Here is a 22,742-nt window from a genome sequence, read left to right as displayed (position 1 = left end):
AGTTGTAGGATCCCTGGAAAACAAAAGATCTGACCTGGTTTCGGCAGCGGCTCGAGCGTAGCTGCCGGGGCGCCCTTCGCTCAGCCAAATTGCGGCCGATGAAAGAGAAGAATGGTGCCTCCGGGTAGGTTTTCGGCCGTGTAGGGTTCACCATGGATCAAAAAGCGGGTCATCGGGACATCCTGGCTTGGCAGAAGATCCAGGTTTTGGAGCATGTCGACCACGACAGGAGAAGCGACCCGGGGGCCGTGCCTGAAGTCATCGCCGAACAACTGTCCCAGTTCAGGCATTTGCGGGGGCGGCTGCTGACCCGATGCCTGTGCGGCAGACGGCAGTAGAAGGTCTGGCGCAAGCGCCGAAGAAGCGTCCGTTCGCAATTCGAACGACATGCGCGGCTCAAGAGCGCCGTAGCGATCTGGGGGAGCCGTCGGCGTCGTAACGGCAGCGTCACCCAGCAAAGCGAGCCGAAGGTGATGAACGAGTTGAATGTCATTGGGACCCCCCGGTCCCAACACAGCCGTGTAGCGTTCGCCGCCAATCTGGTAGTTCATGACCGGATATTCAGTGTCAGGCAAGAAGTCCCACTTACCCAACCATCATGTCGGGGGCGGGCTGGGTGCGATGGGAAAAATCCTCGGGAACGGCGAACGAAACATCAAATGTATCGCCGACAGCAGGAGACCTCAGATGGATAAGCTGAACATCATTGCGCCCTTTCGGTCCTAATACCGCCGTATAACGTTCACCACGAATGTCGTAGGTCTTTACCCGCTGTGCTGCGTCTGGCAACAGACCCCAGCGGCCCAGCTTGGAGCGCATCATATCCGGCGCGGACTGGCTGCCATGGGAGAAATCCTCGGGAACGACCAAGGAAGCATCGAAGCTCTCGCCGTCCGCGGGGGACGGCGGATCAAGTGCGGCCGGAGCCGCGCCGTCCCGATCGATCATCCGTCCAACGTATTCTTCAGAGGCGGGATTGTGCGGCAGCGAGTTGGCCTGCCGGGTTACAGCATCGAAAGGATTCTCTCGGCCGACACTTTGTACGGGCGGGCGGGCGGTTGCGCGCACTGTCGGCCAAAGCTCCGGCTCATTGAAACCATCAGCAGGCGCAGAGCCGCCCCGTTCTGCTGCGTCGAAAAGCTGTTCCTGAGCGATGCTTTGTTCAGGCGAGCGGGCGGCGGAAGTCGCCCACTGCCACTGTACCGGCACATCGAAGGTCAAGGCTGTGAGCAGGCCCTCTCGATCCGCGGCCTCGAAAAGCGCTTCCTGAGCAAAACTTTGTACGGGCGAGGGGACGGCGGAACGTATTTGTTCTGGCGCAGCGAAGCTGGCACCCGGAAGCATGCTGCTTCGGGCCACAGCGTCGAAAAGCATATCCTGGGCGACACGTTGCACGGGAGAATGAGCGGCTAAACCCATTCCCTGCCAAGCCTGCGGAGCATTGAAACCATCGGTCGGCGATGGGGCGCCCCGATCTGCGGAGCTCATCAAAGGCTGCTCATGATCGAAAAGCTGCGCTGGCAAATCCGCGGCCGGGTGAGCCGGTAGACGCAAGGTGCTGCTTGCTTCACCACCCGAATTGTCCTGCCCAGCGATCGCGCGGTAGTCGCTCAGCCGATTCAACGCGTAGATGAGTTTCTTGTCGTTCCGAAATAAGGTGTCGGCGTGGCCGAGCAGCGCTTTGTGGCTGAGCTTAACAAGTGACAAAGGTCGCAGTGCTGCTGCTAGCTTCCGAAGACAGCTAGCATAATTTGCGGCAGTCTTTTCGTCGATTGCTCGACCAAAGCCCGCCTCGGTGGCCTCTCTGATGAGGCGTTCGTCTTCCTTGGACGGACGGTAATGTGTCGTGAGGGGCCGAGCGCGGTCGCTAGGCTCGCGGTACCTGCTAACGATGCCAATGCGGGGGCGATGACCTTGTCTCCTGGCAGTAGCTTTTTGGAGCAGTCGAGCAACGCATCGTCATCGAGCCCAGCAATCGATTGGCCAGACTGCTTCAGCGCCTCAGCCAATTTGCGAAGCCGACGATCATAAATTTCGACGGTGGTCGCATTCGGCGGCGGCCCTCGCTCGAGGGCAGCGCCAGATGCTGCTTGGATGAGGCGATCGTCTTCCTCAGTGATATCGTAAAGCTCACTATGGGGATATGTGGGACCGACCTGTCGCGCCTCTCCCAAGTGCTGCTCAAACGCCGCTTGCGGCCGTTGCGGCTGTTCCACGGTCGCATCGGACGCGGCGGGCCCTTTATCGGCGGGGTTGATCGAGTTGAATCGGTCCATGGTCAGTCCGTTGGCGTCGCTCCCTCGTTACTCACGTTAGCTTTCCAAAACCTGACGTGGCCGGGCGAAAAGGTGGAATGGTTGGTGGGCGGCATTTGCCTTGCTGCAGCATCGCTCCTGCCGCCAAAGAAAGCGCTGGACGAAAGCGCCTTCAACGGAGGACTTGAGCTGCAATGCGAGGTGCTGCTCCACGGACGATCGGGATCGTCTTGACCTTCAGATCTCAATCGCGGCGATCACGGCGCAATGATCGCGGCGCTCGGTATGCCATTCAGCAGGTTTTCGATTGGTTGTAGGTCGGCGTGAGGTGACGTATCGCGCGCTCCTTCAAATGAACTAGATATCCATTTCGGCGGCATGAGAACCGTGAATTGAGCCCATTTGTGTGTTCCTGACGACTCGTAGAGACGTGAGTTTTCAATGGAGCGCATTTCCGCCTTCTGGCCGACTGCCGCGAGAATAGCCGCGAAACGCAGCCATTCATGTACCACATCGGTTAGACGTGTTCGGTTTCTGACACCGTTGCCGACACGCTGGGGCAGCCCAGCTTGGGCCCGCCGGCGACGTTCTTGAAGGAAAATCAGCAGCCGAGCGCGTTTTGAGTGCTGATGGCACGGCTGTTGCTATTGAGAGACAACGATAGTTTGCGAAGGCCGAGTGCATTCAGAAACGCAGGATCGACCATGCTCTCATTCCTGTAGACCCGGGTGTGCCTGTACAGAGCACCGAGCGTGGGGCAGCTGCCGTACTCGCTCAATAGGCACCGATCGAATGGGTGGCGATGAGGCAGAGCAGCTTCCGAGCGCGCTACAAAATTGGAGAGTTGTAATGACCGCCCCCCTAGCCATATCGACACGGCGCCAAACGACCGATGTGGACGCAATGATCGCCGATCTGCGGTCATGCGAACACCCGCACGATGTGGAAGTGTGCGGTATGGTCTTGCACATTCTCCCCGGCGTGCTGTCGCCGCGCCTAAGTCACGCTCCCGACGCCCTGATATCGAAGTGGCACATCGAATCTGGAGCAACAGTGTTAGATCTGGGATGCGGATCGGGTGTGTTGGGACTGGCGGCACTCCGCGCTGGGGCTGAACGCCTGGTGGCTCTCGATATTAATCCGCAAGCCGTTCTCACCACAAAGCTAAACATCGAGCGGTTGGGTTATTCGGAGCACGCAGAAGCGCGCCACAGTGACATTTATTCTGCGCTGCGGCCTAGAGAAAAATTCGATCTTATTCTCTTTGCGGCCCCGTATTGGAACCGAAAAGCAAAGGACGAGCTGGAGCGCTCTTGCTTTGACGAAGATCATAGCGTCATGGCCTCAGCTCTAGGGGGAGCACATATTTGGCTCAATGCCGACGGCCGAATGTATGTCGTCTTTTCTGATCAGGGAGATATTGGGCGCGTCCTGAACCTGATCGATGACAGTAAGCTGCGAGTTAGAAATATGCACATTTTCCGACCATCGATTCATGGAGGGCACATCCGCGTCATCTGGGACCTCACGCTTCGGTGAAGCCCCTTCCGCTCGTGAATCCTCCCGGACGCATCCGCTGGTCAACCTGTAAAAGTGCCAGTTCAGCACTAGGCGTGTTCGGATCGGCAGTTCGATCACACGCACCAACGAAGGTCGCCGGCCGAGGTCTAATGGAGCCGCAGAACGAGTTCGTCGGATGCAAGGCAATCGCAAATCGCACGGCTTATGGGAGCTGACGGCGCCAGCGCCGCCGTATACCGGTCCTCTCGTGGGTGATTTGCAAGCCGATGTCGTTGTGATCGGCGGCGGATACACCGGACTCTCTGCGGCTATTCACCTCGCGAAGGCAGGCGTGGGCGTTATCCTGCTGGAGGCATCCGAAATTGGATTTGGTGGTTCCGGGCGCAACGTCGGGCTCGTCAATGCGGGCATGTGGGTCACGCCCGACACGCTCTCAGCTACACTCGGTCCTCCATTTGGAGAGCGGCTCATCGAATTACTGAGTGGAGGACCGCAGGAGGTTTTTGAACTGATCGAGAGATATGGGATCGACTGCGAAGTTGAGCGCGCAGGGACCTTGCATTGCGCAGTCGGCCACAGGGGCTTGGAGGAAGTCCAGATTCGTGCCGAACAGTGGCAGAAACGCGGTGCTCCGGTCGTGGTGCTTAATGCGGAGGAGACGCGCAAAAAGATTGGCGGTGGCAGCTACACCGCCGCGCTGCTAGACAAGCGCGCCGGTACAATCCAGCCACTGGCCTATGCGCGCGGCTTGGCACGCGTTGCGCTTGCAGCGGGTGCGAGGATATTCGCACAAACTGAGGTCCTCACAGTCAGCGATATGGGGTTGCGCTGGAGGGCTGGGACGGCAATGGGATCCGTATGTGCTGAGTGGGTGATCGTCGCCACCGACGCCTACGGCAAAAAGCCTTGGCCGCAGGTTCAGGGAGAGCAGATCCACCTACCTTACTTCAATTTGGCCACGCGGCCCTTACCAGACCGTCTCAGGACCTCAATCTTGCCCGAACGGCAAGGAGCATGGACTACCAGCGAGGTCCTTTCCTCGTTTCGCTTCGATCGGTTGGGCCGTCTGGTGTTCGGCAGCGTTGGCGCTCTAGAGGGTATCGGCGCGTTGGTTCACCGCGCCTGGGCAATCAGGTCGCTACGGAGGCTGTTTCCGCAGCTCGGCGACCTCGAGTTCGATACCGGCTGGTGCGGGATGATCGGGATGACTTCCGACCATCTGCCGCGCTTTCACAAGCTCGACCGCAACGTGGTCTCTTTCGGTGGTTACAACGGGCGCGGGATTGCTCCTGGGACCGTCTTCGGCGGTGTGTTGGCCTCTTACGTCCTCGGCCACCTTGCGGAAAAGGATCTACCACTTCCAGTCACGCTAGTTGAACATCGGCGGTTTCGTGCCGCCCGTGAAGTCCTCTACAGAGCAGGCTCTCAGCTGGTTCACTTCACTGAAGCGCGGCTCTGATCCGCCTGATGTCACTCGTATACCCAAATCCGGCAAGTTTCCCATAAGTTTGGCACGAGGCGAGCGAAATTGACTTTGGTCGTCTGTCGTTCTTCAGAGAATTCTCAGTATCCGCCCTCGCGCGGGCCTGCCTTCACGATTGTTGGTCGGCAACCATACAGCACTCCAACGTCTGCGGATTGGCAAACTCACACATCCTGCAGAGCAGAAAGCCATCCATTCCGTTCATGCGATCGATGACTTCGCGAAAGATTGGTCCTTCAAAGAGATATTCGTATTCGTCGCGCAAAAGATTGCCCAAGACATGACGCCGCTCAAAATCCATGCAGCACAGAGTAACGTCGCCGTTTGGGAGAAGGACATTGCGATATTGTTGTTTGCCAATACAAGTCAAAGTTCCGACGACCGGCTGTCGAGGTTTGATGATATTCGGATCAAGACGTCCCCGCCTGCTACTCAGCGGCCGCAGGCGCTCTAGCGTCTTGGTGGGAATGATGTCGGCGAGATCGGGATGGACTTTGCCCAGGACGACGAATCGAATTGAGGGAATGTTCGCCTCGAGCAGTCGGCGCATGACATTGAGATAAGACCTTCCGACGAGGCGACTGTTCATATAAGTTCCGTCGTCAGGAACGTGGACAACGAAAGCCCTGAACTGGAGCATTTGCAAGCGCCGGACGTCACTCCCATTCATTCCGACAAGGGTTGTGAAAATCCGGATGTCATGGCCGCGTGCGTGAGCATGCTCAACCATCCTGGTGCACTCCGGATGCAGCCAAGGCTCCGAGTAGCCGGCGAAACTGATGTCGGTCTCCGTTGGTACGCGTGCCAAACATCGCTGGAAATCTTGAAGACCCAGGTGCTTTGCTTGAGACACAGGTCTTTGGCGATCGACGAACTTGTCCTGGGGGCAATAAGAACACCGGACGATGCATCCTGCGGTCGTGGTTATCTCCAATACCCTGCGACCAGGATTGGCGGCGCGTAAGTTTTGTAACACCATGGGATATGCCGTCATTCTGTCTGGTCCTTTCAGGCACGCGGAGCAAGAAATTGCTGTAACGACTTAGCGTTCATTGTGCAGCGTTCGCCGCGCTCTCATGGGTTGCAATTCGCGATAGGCTCATTGACGAAATGCCTTAGATGCAGCTCGCATCTCGTGGGCGTTGAATTCGACAACACCGCTATGGCGGGCGCGACGCGCCTCTTACCTGTCGACTGCCGCTTAGCATTATTGGTGCCAATGATATTCTCGTTTCGTTTTGACGCCGCCGTAAGTTGGGCTCCGCGCCCCTCGCTGGGTTGTTCGGTTTCGAGGATCATCCGCCTTAAGATCACACGAGGCGACGAATTGACGTTTGCCTATCCGCAAAATGATGCCTTGCCCGAAAGCTTCGTGCGTCTGGCTTTCGATAATTTATTGGTTCATCCGACGGATGGTCTTGATTTGGCTTGATACTCTCAAGCCTCTTGGTTCTTGTCTTTAGTATCCCAGCCGTACCGCAAAAGCAGGTCACGTGTTCGAACTGAAACGTCGAGCAGGTACCGCACGTTTCATCCGATTGCGAGCTGGGCAGCCGGCTCGACCCGTCGATCCCTGACCGGCTGAGTTACATTCAGATTGACTGCGTGCGCTCCTGTGGCCGGCGCGATCGTGCTCCGGACGATTGTCACGGTATATACTTCTGTGATTGTGGGTCGTAGCAAAGAGCGGCGCATGGCCAGGATTTTCGGTCGAGATGTAGTCCTGGGCGTACGGGTTGTCGGCCTGCTCAGATGAAGCACGCCCTTTGCCACCGCTAAAACAGGGGTGCACCGTTAGGCTCGCCCATTTCGCGCGACCGGAATCGTAGCCTTTTCTCGGTCTCACTGATGTTCTGCTATTCCTACGGCGATATTGTACTTCGCGTACCCGTCATGCTATCAAGACGGGACGGGGGCGAGTCGTCATGACCAGCCCCGGCGCACAGATTTGTCATTGGTCTCCGGCTTTCCTTCGCCTGAGCGCCAGAACCGCTTGATGCTCATGTTCCAAATTTACGTGGATGAGAGTGTTTCCGACGACCCGCCGGTCTACGTAATGGCCGGCTTTATCTCGACTGCGGAGAAATGGGCATCATTTTCCGATGAGTGGCGGCAACGCTGCGAAATGAAGCCGCGGATCGCATACTTCAAAATGTCCGAGGCGATGGGCTTTGGCGGCGAGTTCGCAGGGTTTTCTGAGGAGTCCAGAAACGAAAAGATCATGTTCCTAGATTCCCTGATCCAGGAGCATGTGATGGGCAGCATAGCAATCGTTCTAGATCACGCTGCCTATAAAGCTCTTTTTGGAAACCCGACTGTTCCGAAAGAGCTGCGAAGCCCTTATTACTTCCTTGCGATGCAAATGATGAAAGAGCTTCCCCATTTTCAGGACCATTTCAATATTGGGTCGGGGATTGATTTTCTTTTTGACGAACAAGTCGGCGAGATGAACAGGATCGTCGCTGCTTGGGAGGATTTCAAAGTTTATTCTGGCGTGCCGTGGAGCCGCTTGAGTAGCATTCCTGTGTTTCGCGATGAAAAAAAGGTGCTTCCTCTACAAGCTGCAGACATGCTCGCTTGGATAACACGGAAGAGAACCGAGGACGGCCTGTTGCGCAATCCGCCCACTAAACTACCTCTGTTTAAGGGGCGCGGCGAAGTTCCATTTCTACTATTCCCTTACGATAGAACGGCGCTCGAAAGACTATATAGGGAAGTGACACAGGAGCCACGACTGCACTTCACATTCGGCCGATGGCGATACGTCCAATTGCTGAATGCTCGCACGGGGCCTCATCTACCTGCCGCGCCCCTTCTCTGGACGCGCCGGAATTAGCCTATCGAGGGCCGCCTCAAATTCTTCGCCCGTCTCGTCAACGCCGAGCTCCCGAGCGGTCACTTTGAACCGCTCGGATTGCTCCTTGTCTGACAGCTTAGGCTTTGGCTTTTTCTTTTTTGGCGCGCCTGCTTTCGGGGCCATATGGTGCGGTCTCACTGATTAGTCGTTCGATAGGTTAGGCGCTTTCCGCGAACGCTCGCGCCAGATCGTCGTAGCCAGTCGCGATACGGTTGCTGTAGCGGAAATCAAACTCGCTCAAATATCGGTGCAGATGCTTCTCTTTGCAATGCTGATAGACTCCCTTCATGCCGCGCTTGAAGATGCTGTAGTAGCCCTCCACGGTGTTGGTGGTGATCAGCCGGTCGGCTTCGCGGCGAAGTACTCGTCCTTTGAGTGGGTGACGGTGTCATGGCTAGCAACAGCGCCAGACTTGGCGGCATATCGGTAAGTGTACATTTCGTCGGTCATGAGTTGGGCTTCGCGGCTCAGGTTCTCTTTGATGATGGGCATCAAGTCGCCAGCGCGCACGATGTGGAAGCTACGTGCAGAGCCGCCGCGTTCAACCAGAGTGAAAACGACGTTCTTGAAAGACCAAGCATTGCGGCCCTTCTTTTGGCCGCTCTCCACGAAACCGATAAACGTCTCGTCAGCCTCTACGACGCCACCACCGCTACCCATGGCGGCATCGTCAGGCCATTGACGCGCATGGCCTCGCGGATGCGATGCGAGATAAACCAAGCGGTCTTGAGGGTGCAACCAAGGGTGCGGTGCAACTGGTTGCTGCTGATGCCCTGCTTGCTGGAGGTCATCAGGAAGATCGCTTGCAGCCAGTGGCGCATGGGGACGTGGCTGGCCTCGAAGATGGTGCCAACCTTCACAGTGAACGGCTTGCGGCACTGGTAGCACTTGTAGGTGCCAATGCGGGTGCTCGTGCCGCCCATCTTGGAAATGCGATCCACGCCGCCGCAATGCGGGCAGACAGGGCCGTTCGGCCAAAGGCGCGCTTCGACGAAAGCGTAAGCCACCTCTTCGTCGTGGAAGTGGTTGGCTGAAAGGACCGATTTCATGACGATTCTCCCTTGTAGACCAGATATATACCGATCTACTGGGTACGCCAAATACATCGGCTTCACAGAAACGTTATATGGCCGCTTGTTCCGCGCCGTCAAAAATTGGGAACGGAACGCTTTCCTATCGAAGAATCTAGGGGCATAAGGGACGTACAACACGCCCTAGCTGTATTTTTATCACACCTAAGGACCCACCTAGCTTGTCAAGAGTTAAGATATATATTAACCGTTGCCGCCGAAAATAGGGTCTGCCATCTTGGTTTCGGCCGCCGGATTTGAGATTGTATGTACGGGAGAGATAGCGGACGTGCGACTGTCCCCTGACGCTCGGGCCGAATACGACGCTCTGTTGTCGCGCAATGACAACACTTCGCGCGGTCAGGCACGCCAGTTGCAGAGATATATGCAGAGGTTCTGCAATAGCGAACCCCACAGAATGATCGAGGAGCATTATCGGCATGAGGGCAGCCATTCTGCCGGTCAGCCCGGTCGAAGGAACGTGTCTGTATGGGCCTTTAAGCCAGACGGCTGGCGACTATATGGGGCGGTCCTGACAGTTGGGAGCAAGAAATGCTTCGTTGGAGTAGACGTTGACCCGGCGAAGAAGAAGCAAAAAGTAGATCAAGCAAGACTGAAATCAGTCGCACTTGAAATTGGCAAATTACAAGAATGGACTTGAGGAGCATGGATATGCGCAACAACTACGAAGCCTGTGCGGACCACATAGAGGCGCAGGAAGACCTGGTTATTGATGCTCAGTTCCTTCTCCATGATCTGATGGTTGAGCGCGGCGTGACCCGAAGCGAATTGGCGCGTCGCGTTGGCATCAGTAAAGCTAGGCTCTCTCAGATTTTCAGCCCTAAGGCGAATCCAACACTCCGGACTCTCGCTATCCTTTTCCACGCCATGGGCGAGACCGTGAAGGTTGAGCGCGGCTGCGCGCCTTCAATTCACGCCAGAATTGAGCCGTCTTGGACTGAGGATGCGCTTCAAAAAAGTCCCGAGGTGAAGACTCTCTCAGAGAAGGACGCAACTCAGATCATCTCATCAATTGAGCGTGTTTCTCGTCTCAAGTTTGCTCAGCCAAAGCCAGCGAATGACTCTTTCGCGCCCGGAACATTCGACTATGAGGTCGCCGCCTAAATGGCCGATGACACTCAAAAGAGTGAGGTTACCAGTCCGGAAGAAGCGCAGCAGCGACGGATTAAGTACAATCAAGCCGTGCGTAAAGCACGGCTCGTCACGCTAACGCTTCGATCCGTGAACTTTACCGTCAACCGAGAAATCCTCGATGCTGATGACGACGACGCCGACGTAAAACCAACTTACGGCGGACGCGTTAAGCAAGTAGCGTTCGACACAAAGGAAGGAAACTTGCTTTGCACAGTCGAGTGGACGGTCGATTTCAAATATAAAAGGAAGCGCTTCGTAAAGTGCGCGGCCGACTACGATGTAGCTTATGGAAACTTGATGGACTTCGACGAGTCGACCGCTGTGCTGTTGGCGGAAAACGTAGCCAGACCCGCCAGCTATGCTTACTTCAGAGCGCTGTTCGCGAATCTAGACTGGTCTGCTGAATTACGATCCCCGCCCTTACCCGTGATTATGTTTCAGCCGAAGATTTAAAGCGGCCTGAAAGGGCGAAGGTGAAATATTCATCTTCGCCCTTTTTTATTTTGCTCCTTGGGTACGCAAAGTACAATATCACCATTCCTGCCGCGCTCGCAACCAGATCGAGCGGCGCTTCAACAGGATCAAACAGTGTCGTCGGGTGGCAGAGCGCTATAGCGGACTCGCCACCAACTACCCTGCCTTCGTTCAACTCGCGGCAATCAGTTTGGCTGCGCCCTAATGAGTCCACGTCTTGGTCCGTCAGCTGAGCGCCGTTGACAGGACGCTTGAAAGCCCACGGAGAGCTTACAGACGGTTACGATCTCATTCTTATACTTCGTCAGATTCCCGAAAGCTAAGCCTCTTAGCAAGAGCGTGTTCATCCGTGTCCGGCGTTAGCTGCTCAGATCCGTAAAAGGAGAATGGCGTGGATCCGTTCAACAACCTCAACCCATTCGAGACCCCAGATGTCGAGCGGGACGGGCTAGAACAGCAGCAGGTGGACCAAGCGGGCTTTCAGCAGCACCTGAACGAGTTCAATCCTCGCGAGCGACAGACTTCAAATACAACTAACATTGACGTCCCCTATATTGTGCCGAACAGAGATGCGGATTCTTTGGAAATGCCGCACGGCGATCGCGTCGGGCAAGGCACCTCGCGGATGCCCACGGATCCGTCCGCCTGCTCTGAACAAGGGGTCAATGAGTCCGGCAGTTTCGGTCCGTTGGATTGTTGGCATGACATGGGTTCAGCGGCCACTTGGCCGACGCACAGTATCGATCAGGAGGAGCATTCGTGGATGGAGGCCGGTGACATGGTGCCGGAGTGGCCAACGACCTCCGAAATTCCTTGGGAGCAAAACCTCGATGCATCGATCCTCATCCGAGAGCCGGCGCCCGGCGTTGGCGATACTTCAAGAGGAGGCCACCGGCTCACCTCGACCGGAGCGCAATGGACCGAAACGTTGGAGGGCACGTGGGCCTCGAGCTGCGCTAGCGGTCCGACTGACCTTGAAGACCCCGTCCTCAGGCAATTACGGCTTGACCAGATCTTGGGCGCCTGGGCCTGCGAGGAGGGGCAGACGGAAACCGAGGACCGGCAAGAGGCGATAAGACGAATGAGTGCCTGGGTAGAGGCCGGCGACGTCTATGCAGGGCTGGAGCTGTTAAACCTAGGCCTGACGACATTGCCCGGCGTCCTTCCGCCCGGGGTCCAGTCACTCAACGTGAGCCAAAACGAGCTGGCGCGCCTGCCTGACCTCCTCCCGCCCGCACTCCGGACGATCGACGCGAGCGGCAACCGGTTGACCCGTCTGCCCGACACCCTGCCGACGGGACTCCAGTCAATCGCCATTGGCCGCAACAGGCTGGCCAGCCTGCCCGAAACCCTTCCGGAGGGGCTGTTGACACTCGCCGTCGGCAACAACCGGCTGACCAGCCTGCCAGACATGCTGCCGGCCGGCCTCCAGGACCTCGATGTCCGCAGCAATCGGCTGACCAGTCTGCCCAATGCCCTGCCGACCGGACTTCAGTTGCTCGCCGTCGGCGGCAACCGGCTGACCAGCCTACCCGACGCCCTTCCGCCCGAACTCCAAGAGCTCGAAGCCGATGGCAATCGGCTGACCAGACTGCCCGATACTCTCCCCGCCGAGCTCCAGTTGCTGTTCGCGCGCGACAACCACCTGAACAGCCTTCCCGAGACCCTCCCATCTGAACTCCAGAGACTCCACGTCAGCGGCAACCGGCTGACCCGCTTGCCCGAGACCGTCCCGGCCGAGCTCCAAGTGCTGGAGGCTCGCGACAATCGACTGACCAGCCTGCCGGAGGCGCTGCTAACTCGGCTAGGTTCTGGGTGCATGGTCTATGTCGAGGACAATCCGCTGTCCGAGCAGGTGCGGACGAATTTGGCGACAGCCCTAAATACCGCGCGCTATTCCGGCCCGGCGGTCTTCTTCTCAATGGGCGGAGTAACGGCGGCAGATCAGGAAAGGCCGTTGGCCGAGGTGGTAGCGGACTGGATGGAGGACGAGCCGGAGGCGATCGCCGTCTGGCAGAACTTCGCCGAGGAGGCGGGTGCTCCGGAATACGCGCTCTTCCTCGACAGGCTGCTGAAGACCGTCAATTATGGCAATCCCCATTTCCAGCAGGCCGTGACCGACGATCTGCGGCAGGCCGCGATCAGGCCGCAATTGCGTCAGCGGTATTTTCAGTTGGCCTTCGGCGCGAGCGAGACCTGCCAGGATCGCATCACTCTGACCTGGAACGGCATGCAGACCGCACGTCTGAACGCTGATGTTGAGGACGGGGCCTACGACGACCGGCTCGGCGAGCTCATCCAGCAGGCCCGAGTCCTGTTCCGCCTGGACGCGCTCGAGCCGATTGCCCGTCAGAAGGTCGCCTCGCTCCGGTTCGTCGACGAAATCGAAGTCTATCTCGCCTATCAGGTCAAGCTACGTGATCGGCTCGACCTGCAGCTTATCGCTCCGGACATGCGGTTCTTTGATGTCTCCTACGTCACTGAGCGCGACCTCACCGAAGCCGAGATACAAGTAAGGAATGAGGAGGCGGCGGGGTTCGCCGACTATTTGGCGACTCGCTGGCAACCTTGGGAGACGGTTGTGAGCCGGATCGCCCCCGAAGCGCATGCAGAGATGCGGAACCGGCTCGCCGAGGCATTGGACGAGGAGTTCCGGAGCCGCCTCGACCAACGGCTCGCCGATCATGGCCTGACCGGACATAGCGATGCCGAGTTGCAGTTCGGAGCCCTCATTCGCGAGGAGATCGCCCGCGAGATCAAAGGTGCTCTGACGCGCCAAGTGCTCGGGGACCACGCACTTGAGCTGTGAAGCGGCCATCCAATTGCAAGGAAGAATCTGCCGGCGCCGTGCCTTTTGCCGCGTGGGAGATTTTCTCGCTTCCGCTCGACGCGCTTCAGCGCATGTCAGATCGCGCTATCGATCAAGCTTGTCATCGCGTTTCACCAAGCAACCGGGATCACTCAAAGAAAGCGTGATGGTTTGCCGAAGCGAAAGCTGTGCCCTGTTCTTTCAATAGCCCAACTGCCAGAACATCCCCTACACGCAATGCAGAAGGACCGCCAGTGATTCATTTTCCAGAGCCATCGTGAGAGAAATGGTTTTGCAAAATCAATGGGCCCCCCTACCAGACATGGTAGGGGGCAGCCCGCTGCACTTTGGAATATTCTGGTCCAGCGATGACCTACTCGTAACCAAAATGCTGGGGCAAACTTGAGAACCGGGGCAAGCGCAAAACCATGGATCGCGGCCAATGGATCCGTAAATTTCTCAAGAGAACAAAATCTGCGGAGGCGATCATGAAAACGCGATTGGCGGACTATAGAGCCGGCGACGCGTATACTATCTCGTTGAGCAATCTGGATGTAAGCGAAGCCAGGCGCTTTCAAGATGATAGCATATGGGGTTGCTTTGAGCGGCTACGAAGGGAAGACCCCGTTCACTACTGCCAGGACAGCCCCTACGGTCCATATTGGTCCGTAACGAAATACCGCGATATCGTAGAGGTAGATACTAGTCACAAAACATTCTCATCGGAGCAGGGTGTCACCATTGTCGACGTGCCTGACAAGCACTGGACTCAGAGTTTTATCAAGATGGGTCCTCCTAAGCATCGTGAGCAGCGTGATACTGTAAGTCCGATCGTCGCGCCGGAAAACCTTTCGAAGCTCGAAAGCTTGATCCGCCGTCGCGTCAGGACGATTCTGGACGGCCTGCCGCGCAACGATGACTTCAATTGGGTGGATATGGTCTCCATCGAGTTGACGACGCAGATGCTTGCTACGCTGTTCGACTTTCCATTTGAGGATCGGAGGCTCTTGACCTACTGGTCGGACGTAGCTGTTGCAATTCCGAAAACTGGCCAGCCCATCGACAGCTGGGACAAACGAAGTGCGATCTTGTCCGAGTGCTTGGCGTTTTTCGCGCGGCTTTGGAACGAGCGCATCAATGCCGAGCCGCGTCTCGACCTGATTTCCATGATGGCGCACTCGCCTGCCACTCGACACATGGAACCGAGTGAATTTCTCGGCAATCTGATTCTGCTGATCGTGGGTGGGAACGACACCACGCGCAATTCGATTACCGGCGGCCTCCTGTTCATGAACCAGCACCCCTCCGAGATGCGAAAGCTACGCGATAATCCCAAGCTGGTCTCGAGCGCCGTGTCCGAGATTATTCGATATCAAACACCCATTTCACATATGCGCCGCAACGCCGCGGCGGATATCGTCGTAGGTGGGAAACAAATCAGGAAGGGCGACAAGGTCGTCATGTGGTACATCTCTGGTAACCGGGACGAAGATGTCATCGAGAACGCCAACAGATTCGTGATCGACCGCAAGAACGTTCGGCAGCATCTTTCGTTCGGATTCGGAATTCATCGCTGCGTTGGGCGACATCTTGCCGAGCTGCAGCTGAAAATCCTCTGGGAAGAAATCTTGAATGCGCGGTTGGAGATCAAAGTTGTCGGCCAACCCAAGCGAATTGCGTCCAATTTTGTGCACGGCTATTCCGCACTCCCCGTGCAGATTGCAGCTTAGGCCGTGATGACTTAGGAGCCGCCCAGCAGCACTGTTTCGTCCTCCTCTTTGATTACTCTCGTCGCTGCACATTGCCGAAAGCGGTTGATCGGCGTGAGGAACGTCCGCATCTCGGGAACTGGGCGGCATTCAGCAGGCGTGAACGCCTGTGAGGGGCGATGAGCGGTGGTGCCCCGGCCGAGGGCTTTTTGCATTTCCAGCTGTCTAAGGCAGCCCAGAGATGGATACGTCCTTGGAAGTCCCTTTTTGACCTAGCGTTTTCGACATGTCAGGCTATGAGCTTAACATTGAAGATTGTAGCGGTGGGAGCGATTTTCTTTGGAGAAGCGCTTTCAATAATCGCAGAGTTGATTGCCTCAAAGCAGTTTGGAAAAGCCGGCGGGGACCTGACAACACTCTTGCCGATGTTCCTGCTGATATCCGTCGGCGGCATCCTTCTCGTCTTCGGATATGCACTGGGATACATGCATCTTGAGAATATATGGATAATCATCGCGATATCGGTGGGAGCCATTTTAGTGGTGGAACCAATTCTCACGATTCTGCTGTTTCGAGATGTGCCGACGACAGGTTCGCTGATCGGATTGGTGCTCGGTGCGCTTGGCACGCTCGCTGCGATATTTTTATGAGCGTATTCTAAGTGCGCTTAAATGGGCGGCACCTTCAGGCGAGATCCTGTTTGAAAAGGAGTTGCGCAACATCGGTTCTGCTCAATTCGAACGTGAGAATAAGATGTTGTTTTGACGGGCGTTCCACACTTAGCCAGGATCCGCGCGTTGTTGGATTCGCGACTCTTCGGTCGAAGACCAGCACCTCCTTCCCGTTAGTAGGACGCTTGCTGCTACCGAAGGTTCTGCAAATCGCATCCTCCGGTACTTCCTTCGTCACAATCCTCGAGTCCGTTCCACTGTGTGGGCATGCTCGTGATGGCCTTCAGTATCCGGGGTGGCCTTTGGCAAGACTGTTCCATTGACAAAGCCGCCGCCATCGGCCGCGTTATTAAGGATCGCCGTCACGGTGGAGACAGGCGCAGCCTGGCAGCGCACATTTCCTTGGTAATCACGCGAGGCAGCGCCAGCCGCGGCCACGCGCTGCAACTGACTATCTCGGCACGTGATGGGGCCATCGCGTATTGCTGCATCTAGCGCCACAACAGCTTCCAATGAAATTGGAACTCGGGTGACTCGGGTTTTCTTTGTGCCCGGGAGCGTCCTTCGTCAGCCAATCGTCAGCCAGGCGGTCTATCCAGCGAGGCTGCGCATTGTTGACTGTATGGGAGATGGAACATGACGGGCATTGGCCGACCTGGCGAACCGCACGTTGGGACTGCAGGAGCCGACAGCACGTCGGGATCGAGCAGTTCGCAGTCCAGTATTATCCCTGCGGAAGGCGGCCGATTTTTCGATTCTGTCGTGGAGCGGTTGCGCACTGCGCCTGAAGATCGAATGGCGATGCTCGCGAGCCTGCCGTCAGGTTCGGGTGTGGCAGTCCCCATTTCCTCAGGCGGTGAGGGGATCAACGCAGCGAAGCGAAAAATGGACAGCCTGCTTGAGGAATTTGATGCTTACCGCAGTGCGGCCATGCACGCTCAGAACTCGTCGGAGGCGCAAGAGCTGATCGATCAGGTTGTCAAAGCGGGCGGAGCGGTTCTGGGCTACTACGCGAGCCTGCCCCCAGATGTGGCGCGCAGCATTCAGTCCGACGATCGGGCTCGCCGGATTCGTGACGAGACGCTCGATGCGGGGGACCAATGCAACGCGCTGGCCGCACCGACTATCTACGCCCTGGAGCAGAGTAGGAAGAATGCGGGAAAGATACTCGAGCGGATGCGCCAATCCAATGCTCCGCCCGACCAACTGATCCGAGTGGCTTCTAGTGCGGCGAAACACTATTTGGCCTGCACGGAGTGGTGGGAAAAGAAGGCGTTGCGCTTGGAACGGATGCAGTCCGTCTGCGCAGTCACTGCCGACTTGCCAAGTGCAACGGCCGAAATGCGACAGGCCGAACAGGCGACACTACGGCTGCACACCGGCTGGGCACTGTATACGAAGTGCGTGCATCTGCAATCGCAGGGCGCTCTCGCGCGGGTCAAGATTGAGTCGCAGGCGAGCACGCTGGACCCGGCCGTCAGGCAAATCCTCTTGGATGAGAACGGTCGGGCGCGTCTACTCGGAACCTTCATGGAGGATGTTGTTCCGGCGTTCCTCTCGACGAGCGATGCTGTTCTAAACAGCAAAGGACGGGCCCTCGACGCAGAGCACTGCGCCGTTCTTGAAGGGGTCATGGAGCGGCTATCGGAATTTGCGTCAGGGTTGCCCGACATCGTTGCCAAGCTAAGGAATGAGGGAGCAGATCCCGAGCTTCCGTTGGAACTGTTGGATCAGATCGTGGAGGGCGCCTGGGTCACCGCGCATGAGGTCATGCGCCTCCTGGCAATGCAGCCGAAGACGCCAGCCATGATTGCAACACCGGCCGAGGTTGACCCCGCGATACCGGCCAACACGATCGGCGGGGCTGTAGTAGCCGAAGGCACCGCAGCGCGCAGGAAGGGGAAAGGCAAGCGCACGCAGGCCGCAGGCGCGGGGAGTTCGGCGGCCGGGCAGCCCGATCAGCAGTCCGCTAGACCCGACGCCCATACGGCGCCAGCAGCCAAGGTTATCGTGCTCTCGGATCTGGGCACGAAGAAACTCGCGAGCGCGGAGGAGGCGCGCGCGAGGGCGGCATCGTCGGCGACGGGACACTTGGCGATATGGCAGGCTCCGCCATCGAAGGAGGCCCTGACACGCCTGCTCGAGCGATTGGACGAACTTTTGCAATTCGATCTGCGCGGTCAGCAAAGGGCCATCTCGCAGGCGCGCCACATGAAACCCGAAGATGCCGGCCACGTCGTGGACACCGTCGTCGGACGCCTACAGAGCCACGCCGCCGAGATTGAGGCCTGTGTAGCCGCGCTGGAAGAACCTCGTCGACGCGGCCTATTCACGCCTGCGCAACTACCCGAAGTGCACGGCAAAATAGTCCGACTCAAGGCGATTTTGTCCGAGGTGCAGGGGCAGGCAAACGCTTTAAAGGGGCAAAGGGCCGCGATCAAGATGAATTGCATGAAGACCTACGCCTTCCCCTCGCAGAATTACCTTGAACAGATGCAGGCGGCCGAGGAGTTGGTGGCTCCCTTGGAGCCACCGCGCGCGTTGAAGGGCGAGCCAGGCACGCTGTTCGAGGTCAAGCTGCAGCCGAAGGGACTTGGCAATCGTGCAATGCCAAGTCCAATGTGGGTGCACATCCATACGAAGCGGCCGGTCCCTGCGTGGCAGCTGCCGACATTGGATGACGCCGACTTCGCCGCTTGCCACGTGAAATCCAATGAACAGCGCGGCTACAATCGTCTCTGGCAGAACGCTCGAGCTGAAATGGGCCACGAAGACGTCGTTATCCACCGCGGCAAGCTCACGCCTGCGTTCTGCAAATCCTTGTTAGGCACGGCTTTTAGCGCCTACCCACGGTATCCTTTTGCCGAGGCAGAGCACGGGTCGACGCAGGCCACTCGATATGGGACTTAGTGTCTGTTGGCAGATTGCCGCTTGTGGTGGCGGCATGCCTTTGAATTTGACACCGCGGGTCCGCTGAACCGCGCCGAGGCCCAGCAGGCTCCAGTTCCTGAGAAGATGGCTGCGGGAAGAGAACACGCTCCTTATCTACCACAGGCTCGCCGGCGTGCGATCCGTTTTCCTTCACGGGGCGAGCGAGTCCACCACGTGGTGCTTCGACCGGATGCGACGAAGATCGGCGCCATGACAAGCGGCTCCACGTGTGCGTCAGGTCGGAGGACCTTGCGCCGACGGCGCTCCGTCCGGGTCATCGCGCTCGGCGTGAAAGGCCTGTAAGTCGCCCGCGAACTGGTGGGCAAAGCTCCGGCGGGATCTTGGGTTAGGATGATTGAGATATCCGGAGCATAAGCATCCCGAGCCGGTTTGACGAATCGAATCGGCGATGCACAATGAGGTTGCCTATCCATTTGCTACTCTCGGATCAGGCGACGATGGCCCCAGCATCCCGGCTTCCACGGCCCCCAGAAGGTGCTGGGGCTTTTCGTTTTTAGCCTTCACCAGGCCTAGCTCGTTCCCGTCTTGCAGGATCGTCATCCAAATATTCGAGCCGCTATTGTTGTTCGCACCGCCAATATCCGGCGGGCGACGCTTTAAGATCGGGCTATCCTGAACAGTCTCAAAGGCTCGAGCCTGTTCCGCGTGTCTTGCAAAACGGTCCTTTCCGGCGGCCGCCCAGCGGAGGACTTCTTCCAGTTTACGCATTGCTCGCTATCGCTCTCCCGGCCACCAAGTCTATGGCGGCTTGAAAGGGGCCGACTAGTTGTGGCCGCCTTGGTCCCCTTGTTTCGGACGCTCAGTGGACGAGAGCCGCTGTAGCGGCGCCATTTGCGGCTGGGTCTGGTCGATTACCTCCTCTTCTTCCTCTCTCTCATCAGAACGCTGGTGGCGCCTCTTCACGATGAGGCCGACCAGCAATAGTATGAAGCCAGCAGCAATCATGAAAACTGCGATAACTTTTTCCCATTCCAAGGTCGAAGCACTCATGGTTGCATGACCACCATTCCATTTTCCGAATTAGCCAGAAACGCCTCTGCGAAGTTGATCTCCTCTCCCAATCCAGCCGCGAGCTTCACGCGGAAATGAGGGAGTAACTCGTGCTTCGGCCTCCAGCTGGGTCCTTGACGAGGATACCTTAATCCACCAGACCCTGAATCCCGCAGAGCGGCATCGGGCGAGAACTTCTCAATCGCCGCCCACTTCGTCGATGTCAATTGCCTTCGAAGCCATCCAATAGCTGGTTCAGCATATCGCGCTGCCGTTCGTTGATCGCGGCCATGGCATGCCGCGTCCGGAAGTACCGCTTTTCTAAGCACGGTTGCGAGAAGGTTTCGGCCCCGCTGAAGGCGCGCTCGAGGCAGCCCAGGAACCACTCAAGCCATTGCGTGACGTCGAGGTCTCCCTTCTGGGTGGTCTCCAGCATGTCATAGTAGATTTTCCGCTCGCTGCGTATCCGGGCAAACATGCTGTAGAAGCGAAGCGGAATTCCTTCAGAGCGGGCAAGCGGCATATCGGCAATGGCGCGCGTGATGCGTCCATTGTCGCCTTCAAAGGGATGGATCGTCACGAACCACAGATGTGCGCAGCCGATCATCACCTTCATGGCCGACGCCGTCACCGGCACCGTCGAGGAACTCATTCGAACCCGCCACGCATCGGAATTGTCCGAACTCTGGCGGGAGCGCCGTAAATTCCGCAAGGGATCGACGGCGGCGCGCGCTCTCGAGAAATTTCATCACTAACCGGTTGTGACAGCCAAGCGGCTCGCAGAACTCCTTGAGATCAGTCCTCCGCAAGCTCATCAAGCGATTAATCAATTGGAGGACGCCCGAATCCTCAAGAAGCGAACCGGCTATGCGCGAAATCGTGTGTACATAGCTTCCGAGGCGCTCAGTCTCATCAACCGCCCCTTCGGCGAAGAGCCCATTCTTCCCGAGCAATTCGATCCGCGCGAAATTTCGGATCGGAAGATCCCGATCGACCGTGAATGACAATTGCGCTGCCCCGGGAGCTCAGCGCGGCCGCAAATCAGCGAACCTCTCGGGGGACCTCGGCATCGGCATCCCCAAAAGGGCCGCCGGATCTAGGATCTCGGACGAACTGTGTCGTCGCGCCAAGAGCTCCCCCTTTGCGTGACCGTGATCGACGCAGCTCGACGTAACCAGTATGCCGCGTGACGCATTCGGCTCCGATCCAGCGACTGGCCAGCGACCGCGAAACCCTTGGCGCTCAGATGATGGTCCATCGGATGCCTTTCTCGTCCTCTTTGCAGCGGGGCAAAGGTCTATGCGTCGGTCAAATTCCGCAGTCCGGGCAAGTTCATTGGCCTTGTGATTGACACATTGGCGCCCGGATAGCTCGAGGTCGGCGGCACTGCAGTCATCGCAGATTGCTGCCGGCGGGCCGGTTACTCACGTCTTCCGAAACGGTCACAGTAGCTCCGCTTCCCCACGCGTCATACACCTAGCGCTCTATCAGCCCCATCAGAATGGCTTTGGCGCGCATTGAAACCGCCATGTAGTGCTGTGCGGCTTTTATGGACCTATAGCGCCCCGGATCATTCTGAGCGATGTTAGGATCAGATAGCAGGCGCTGAAGTCGCTTCCGCCGCCATGCCTGCACGCGGCGAAGGCGCGGCAGGATCGCCGATTGCTCTTCAACTCTGATCCGTTTCTCGATCGTCAACTCGGCCTCCTCTGAAGGTTGTAAGCTTAGCTTGACTCGCGAAGCCGAGGGAAGAGCTCCCCGGGATGCTACGGGATCAGGTGCGATCAATGGGTTCAAAATCTTCGATAGTATGCTTGCGGCCATCAATGATGCCTGGGTTGCTTAGCGGTGGCATTTGCGCGGCGCTGGATCGCGAGACGTGAGAAGGATGACCACAATTGCAATGGATGATCTCGAACGCGGACTTCAAAAACTGGCATCGGATTGCCTCAGAAAAGAGAACCGTTTTCAGCTTTCAAGGCGTTCCGGAAGCGGGCAACTGCTCGTTTCGGAGAAGACGCGAGACCACTACTGGAACGAACCCTCGCCCAAGCACAGCGGGATGCCCTCAAAGATTCTGCGTGTCACTCAAGCCCAACGCACAAAACGAAAGGCCCGGGTTTCCCGGGCCTCTTCATTCGATTGATGTGCTCAACGGAAGTAGATGCGGATCACGTGCCGCGCCATGCCAAGCGCTGAAGCGGAGGCAAGTCACTAAGCCGCTCCTCTATTCGCGAGAAAAGGAGCGCGCCTCGATTGGTGAGGCATGTGAACTGCGTACACGCCTATATTTTATGCCAGTACGAGGCGTCTTCCAGCTTCGCTGCTCTTGAGTCATGATGCCTTGGAATCCCAGGATTCCATGCTTTCCTGCACCGTTAGTTGGCCAGCGATCTCGCCGTTGTGCCGAGCGCGCCGGTAGAAGGTCTCGATTTTGGAAGGGGTACGTCATTGGTGGGTGTGCCAGCACCCAAAACAAGGCTGCTGACGCGAACTACTCGTTCTTGGAAAAGCTGAGCTAGGGTCAGTTGATCCAATAGGTGACGATGGCGGCGAGGTACACGGCAACCAAGAATTCTCTCGCAAGTTTGTCGTAGCGAATTGAAACGGCCAGGAAATCCTTGAGTCTGCAAAGCAGCGCTCCATGACATTGCGTTCTCCGTAGGCGCGTTTGCTGAAGCTGTCGAGGGGCAGTCCGTTAGATGTGGTTGGAATGATAGCTTCGCACCGCGATGGATAGGGCGCCCGGCAATGGTGATGACTACCGCATCTAGTAGGTTTGTCGTTGTCCGGCCT

The 22,742-nt window shown here is 57.5% G+C and carries 20 protein-coding genes and 2 pseudogenes; 14 read left to right on the top strand and 8 right to left on the bottom strand.

Features of this window, described 5'->3' with window-relative positions; all coding sequences use genetic code 11:
• Positions 1-80: 80 nt before the first annotated feature.
• Positions 81-551: a hypothetical protein gene (locus ACVIYL_RS00950; RefSeq protein ID WP_456777489.1), complete on the bottom strand. Its 471-nt coding sequence runs from the start codon at positions 549-551 to the stop codon at positions 81-83.
• A gap of 34 nt (positions 552-585) precedes the next feature.
• Positions 586-1,707, bottom strand: coding sequence for a hypothetical protein (locus ACVIYL_RS00945; protein ID WP_456777488.1), 1,122 nt, complete (start codon positions 1,705-1,707; stop codon positions 586-588).
• 383 nt (positions 1,708-2,090) lie between these two features.
• Between ACVIYL_RS00945 and ACVIYL_RS00940 the strand changes: the two genes are divergently transcribed.
• The 3 genes from ACVIYL_RS00940 to ACVIYL_RS00930 all read left to right on the top strand — a co-directional run bounded on the left by ACVIYL_RS00940 (position 2,091) and on the right by ACVIYL_RS00930 (position 5,235).
• On the top strand, positions 2,091-2,489 hold the full coding sequence (locus ACVIYL_RS00940) for a hypothetical protein (RefSeq protein WP_456777487.1): 399 nt from the start codon (positions 2,091-2,093) through the stop codon (positions 2,487-2,489).
• Between the two features lie 615 nt (positions 2,490-3,104).
• The gene (locus ACVIYL_RS00935; protein ID WP_456777486.1) at positions 3,105-3,794 is read left to right on the top strand and encodes a methyltransferase; all 690 of its coding nucleotides are present in this window, start codon (positions 3,105-3,107) and stop codon (positions 3,792-3,794) included.
• A 157-nt stretch (positions 3,795-3,951) separates the two neighbouring features.
• Complete coding sequence (locus ACVIYL_RS00930; protein WP_456777485.1) at positions 3,952-5,235, top strand: NAD(P)/FAD-dependent oxidoreductase; 1,284 nt, start codon at positions 3,952-3,954, stop codon at positions 5,233-5,235.
• A gap of 133 nt (positions 5,236-5,368) precedes the next feature.
• On the opposite strand, the gene ACVIYL_RS00925 is transcribed toward ACVIYL_RS00930, so the two are convergent.
• On the bottom strand, positions 5,369-6,253 hold the full coding sequence (locus ACVIYL_RS00925) for an SPASM domain-containing protein (RefSeq protein WP_456777484.1): 885 nt from the start codon (positions 6,251-6,253) through the stop codon (positions 5,369-5,371).
• Positions 6,254-6,394: 141 nt separating this feature from the next.
• Here ACVIYL_RS00925 and ACVIYL_RS00920 point away from each other — a divergent pair, with 141 nt between their 5' ends.
• Positions 6,395-6,691, top strand: coding sequence for a hypothetical protein (locus ACVIYL_RS00920; RefSeq protein WP_456777483.1), 297 nt, complete (start codon positions 6,395-6,397; stop codon positions 6,689-6,691).
• A gap of 516 nt (positions 6,692-7,207) precedes the next feature.
• Entirely contained in the window at positions 7,208-8,095 is an 888-nt protein-coding gene (locus tag ACVIYL_RS00915; protein ID WP_456777482.1) for a DUF3800 domain-containing protein, read from the top strand.
• 155 nt (positions 8,096-8,250) lie between these two features.
• On the opposite strand, the pseudogene ACVIYL_RS00910 reads toward ACVIYL_RS00915, so the two are convergent.
• Positions 8,251-9,165, bottom strand: a pseudogene (locus ACVIYL_RS00910) (IS1595 family transposase).
• 693 nt (positions 9,166-9,858) lie between these two features.
• Between ACVIYL_RS00910 and ACVIYL_RS00905 the strand changes: the two are divergent.
• The 7 genes and pseudogenes from ACVIYL_RS00905 (at position 9,859) to ACVIYL_RS00875 (ending at position 18,914) form a co-directional block, all read left to right on the top strand.
• Positions 9,859-10,311 (top strand): helix-turn-helix domain-containing protein, encoded by a 453-nt coding sequence (locus tag ACVIYL_RS00905; protein ID WP_456777481.1) that lies wholly within the window; start codon positions 9,859-9,861, stop codon positions 10,309-10,311.
• On the top strand, positions 10,312-10,794 hold the full coding sequence (locus tag ACVIYL_RS00900; RefSeq protein ID WP_456777480.1) for a hypothetical protein: 483 nt from the start codon (positions 10,312-10,314) through the stop codon (positions 10,792-10,794).
• Between the two features lie 91 nt (positions 10,795-10,885).
• Positions 10,886-11,020: pseudogene (locus tag ACVIYL_RS00895) on the top strand (IS5/IS1182 family transposase); the annotation flags it as partial.
• Positions 11,021-11,206: 186 nt separating this feature from the next.
• On the top strand, positions 11,207-13,624 hold the full coding sequence (locus ACVIYL_RS00890) for an NEL-type E3 ubiquitin ligase domain-containing protein (RefSeq protein ID WP_456777479.1): 2,418 nt from the start codon (positions 11,207-11,209) through the stop codon (positions 13,622-13,624).
• A 488-nt stretch (positions 13,625-14,112) separates the two neighbouring features.
• A complete protein-coding gene (locus tag ACVIYL_RS00885) occupies positions 14,113-15,354 on the top strand; it encodes a cytochrome P450 (protein ID WP_456777478.1) in 1,242 nt (413 codons plus the stop codon).
• 287 nt (positions 15,355-15,641) lie between these two features.
• Positions 15,642-15,983 (top strand): hypothetical protein, encoded by a 342-nt coding sequence (locus ACVIYL_RS00880; RefSeq protein WP_456777477.1) that lies wholly within the window; start codon positions 15,642-15,644, stop codon positions 15,981-15,983.
• A 657-nt stretch (positions 15,984-16,640) separates the two neighbouring features.
• On the top strand, positions 16,641-18,914 hold the full coding sequence (locus ACVIYL_RS00875; RefSeq protein ID WP_456777476.1) for a hypothetical protein: 2,274 nt from the start codon (positions 16,641-16,643) through the stop codon (positions 18,912-18,914).
• A gap of 447 nt (positions 18,915-19,361) precedes the next feature.
• Here the strand turns inward: ACVIYL_RS00875 and ACVIYL_RS00870 are convergent, their stop codons facing one another.
• From ACVIYL_RS00870 to ACVIYL_RS00860, 3 genes are all read right to left on the bottom strand, one after another.
• A complete protein-coding gene (locus ACVIYL_RS00870) occupies positions 19,362-19,664 on the bottom strand; it encodes a hypothetical protein (protein WP_456777475.1) in 303 nt (100 codons plus the stop codon).
• Between the two features lie 54 nt (positions 19,665-19,718).
• On the bottom strand, positions 19,719-19,946 hold the full coding sequence (locus ACVIYL_RS00865; protein ID WP_456777474.1) for a hypothetical protein: 228 nt from the start codon (positions 19,944-19,946) through the stop codon (positions 19,719-19,721).
• Positions 19,947-20,169: 223 nt separating this feature from the next.
• Positions 20,170-20,562 (bottom strand): Fic family protein, encoded by a 393-nt coding sequence (locus ACVIYL_RS00860; RefSeq protein WP_456777473.1) that lies wholly within the window; start codon positions 20,560-20,562, stop codon positions 20,170-20,172.
• On the opposite strand from ACVIYL_RS00860, the gene ACVIYL_RS00855 reads away from it, so the two are divergent.
• Together ACVIYL_RS00855 and ACVIYL_RS00850 are read left to right on the top strand one after the other, a co-directional pair.
• Positions 20,561-20,701, top strand: a complete 141-nt coding sequence (locus ACVIYL_RS00855) for a hypothetical protein (RefSeq protein ID WP_456777472.1) — start codon at positions 20,561-20,563, stop codon at positions 20,699-20,701. The genes ACVIYL_RS00860 and ACVIYL_RS00855 overlap by 2 nt on opposite strands.
• Before the next feature lie 6 nt (positions 20,702-20,707).
• Positions 20,708-20,950: a hypothetical protein gene (locus ACVIYL_RS00850; RefSeq protein ID WP_456777471.1), complete on the top strand. Its 243-nt coding sequence runs from the start codon at positions 20,708-20,710 to the stop codon at positions 20,948-20,950.
• Between the two features lie 472 nt (positions 20,951-21,422).
• Here ACVIYL_RS00850 and ACVIYL_RS00845 read toward each other — a convergent pair whose 3' ends face one another.
• Positions 21,423-21,644: a hypothetical protein gene (locus tag ACVIYL_RS00845; RefSeq protein ID WP_456777470.1), complete on the bottom strand. Its 222-nt coding sequence runs from the start codon at positions 21,642-21,644 to the stop codon at positions 21,423-21,425.
• Positions 21,645-22,742: the final 1,098 nt, after the last annotated feature.

The organism is Bradyrhizobium sp. USDA 3315 (assembly GCF_054056795.1).
Note: the sequence above shows the minus strand (reverse complement) of the source record. Positions and strands in the feature narration are given on the sequence as shown.

What these genes read in the sequence shown, in the direction of transcription:
- ACVIYL_RS00905 (WP_456777481.1), top strand. Translation starts at nt 9,859, where the DNA reads ATGCGCAACAACTACGAAGCCTGTGCGGACCACATAGAGGCGCAGGAA.
- ACVIYL_RS00870 (WP_456777475.1), bottom strand. Translation starts at nt 19,664, where the DNA reads ATGCGTAAACTGGAAGAAGTCCTCCGCTGGGCGGCCGCCGGAAAGGAC.
- ACVIYL_RS00930 (WP_456777485.1), top strand. Translation starts at nt 3,952, where the DNA reads ATGCAAGGCAATCGCAAATCGCACGGCTTATGGGAGCTGACGGCGCCA.
- ACVIYL_RS00875 (WP_456777476.1), top strand. Translation starts at nt 16,641, where the DNA reads ATGACGGGCATTGGCCGACCTGGCGAACCGCACGTTGGGACTGCAGGA.
- ACVIYL_RS00855 (WP_456777472.1), top strand. Translation starts at nt 20,561, where the DNA reads ATGGCCGACGCCGTCACCGGCACCGTCGAGGAACTCATTCGAACCCGC.
- ACVIYL_RS00900 (WP_456777480.1), top strand. Translation starts at nt 10,312, where the DNA reads ATGGCCGATGACACTCAAAAGAGTGAGGTTACCAGTCCGGAAGAAGCG.
- ACVIYL_RS00860 (WP_456777473.1), bottom strand. Translation starts at nt 20,562, where the DNA reads ATGAAGGTGATGATCGGCTGCGCACATCTGTGGTTCGTGACGATCCAT.
- ACVIYL_RS00865 (WP_456777474.1), bottom strand. Translation starts at nt 19,946, where the DNA reads ATGAGTGCTTCGACCTTGGAATGGGAAAAAGTTATCGCAGTTTTCATG.
- ACVIYL_RS00935 (WP_456777486.1), top strand. Translation starts at nt 3,105, where the DNA reads ATGACCGCCCCCCTAGCCATATCGACACGGCGCCAAACGACCGATGTG.
- ACVIYL_RS00950 (WP_456777489.1), bottom strand. Translation starts at nt 551, where the DNA reads ATGAACTACCAGATTGGCGGCGAACGCTACACGGCTGTGTTGGGACCG.
- ACVIYL_RS00885 (WP_456777478.1), top strand. Translation starts at nt 14,113, where the DNA reads ATGAAAACGCGATTGGCGGACTATAGAGCCGGCGACGCGTATACTATC.
- ACVIYL_RS00925 (WP_456777484.1), bottom strand. Translation starts at nt 6,253, where the DNA reads ATGACGGCATATCCCATGGTGTTACAAAACTTACGCGCCGCCAATCCT.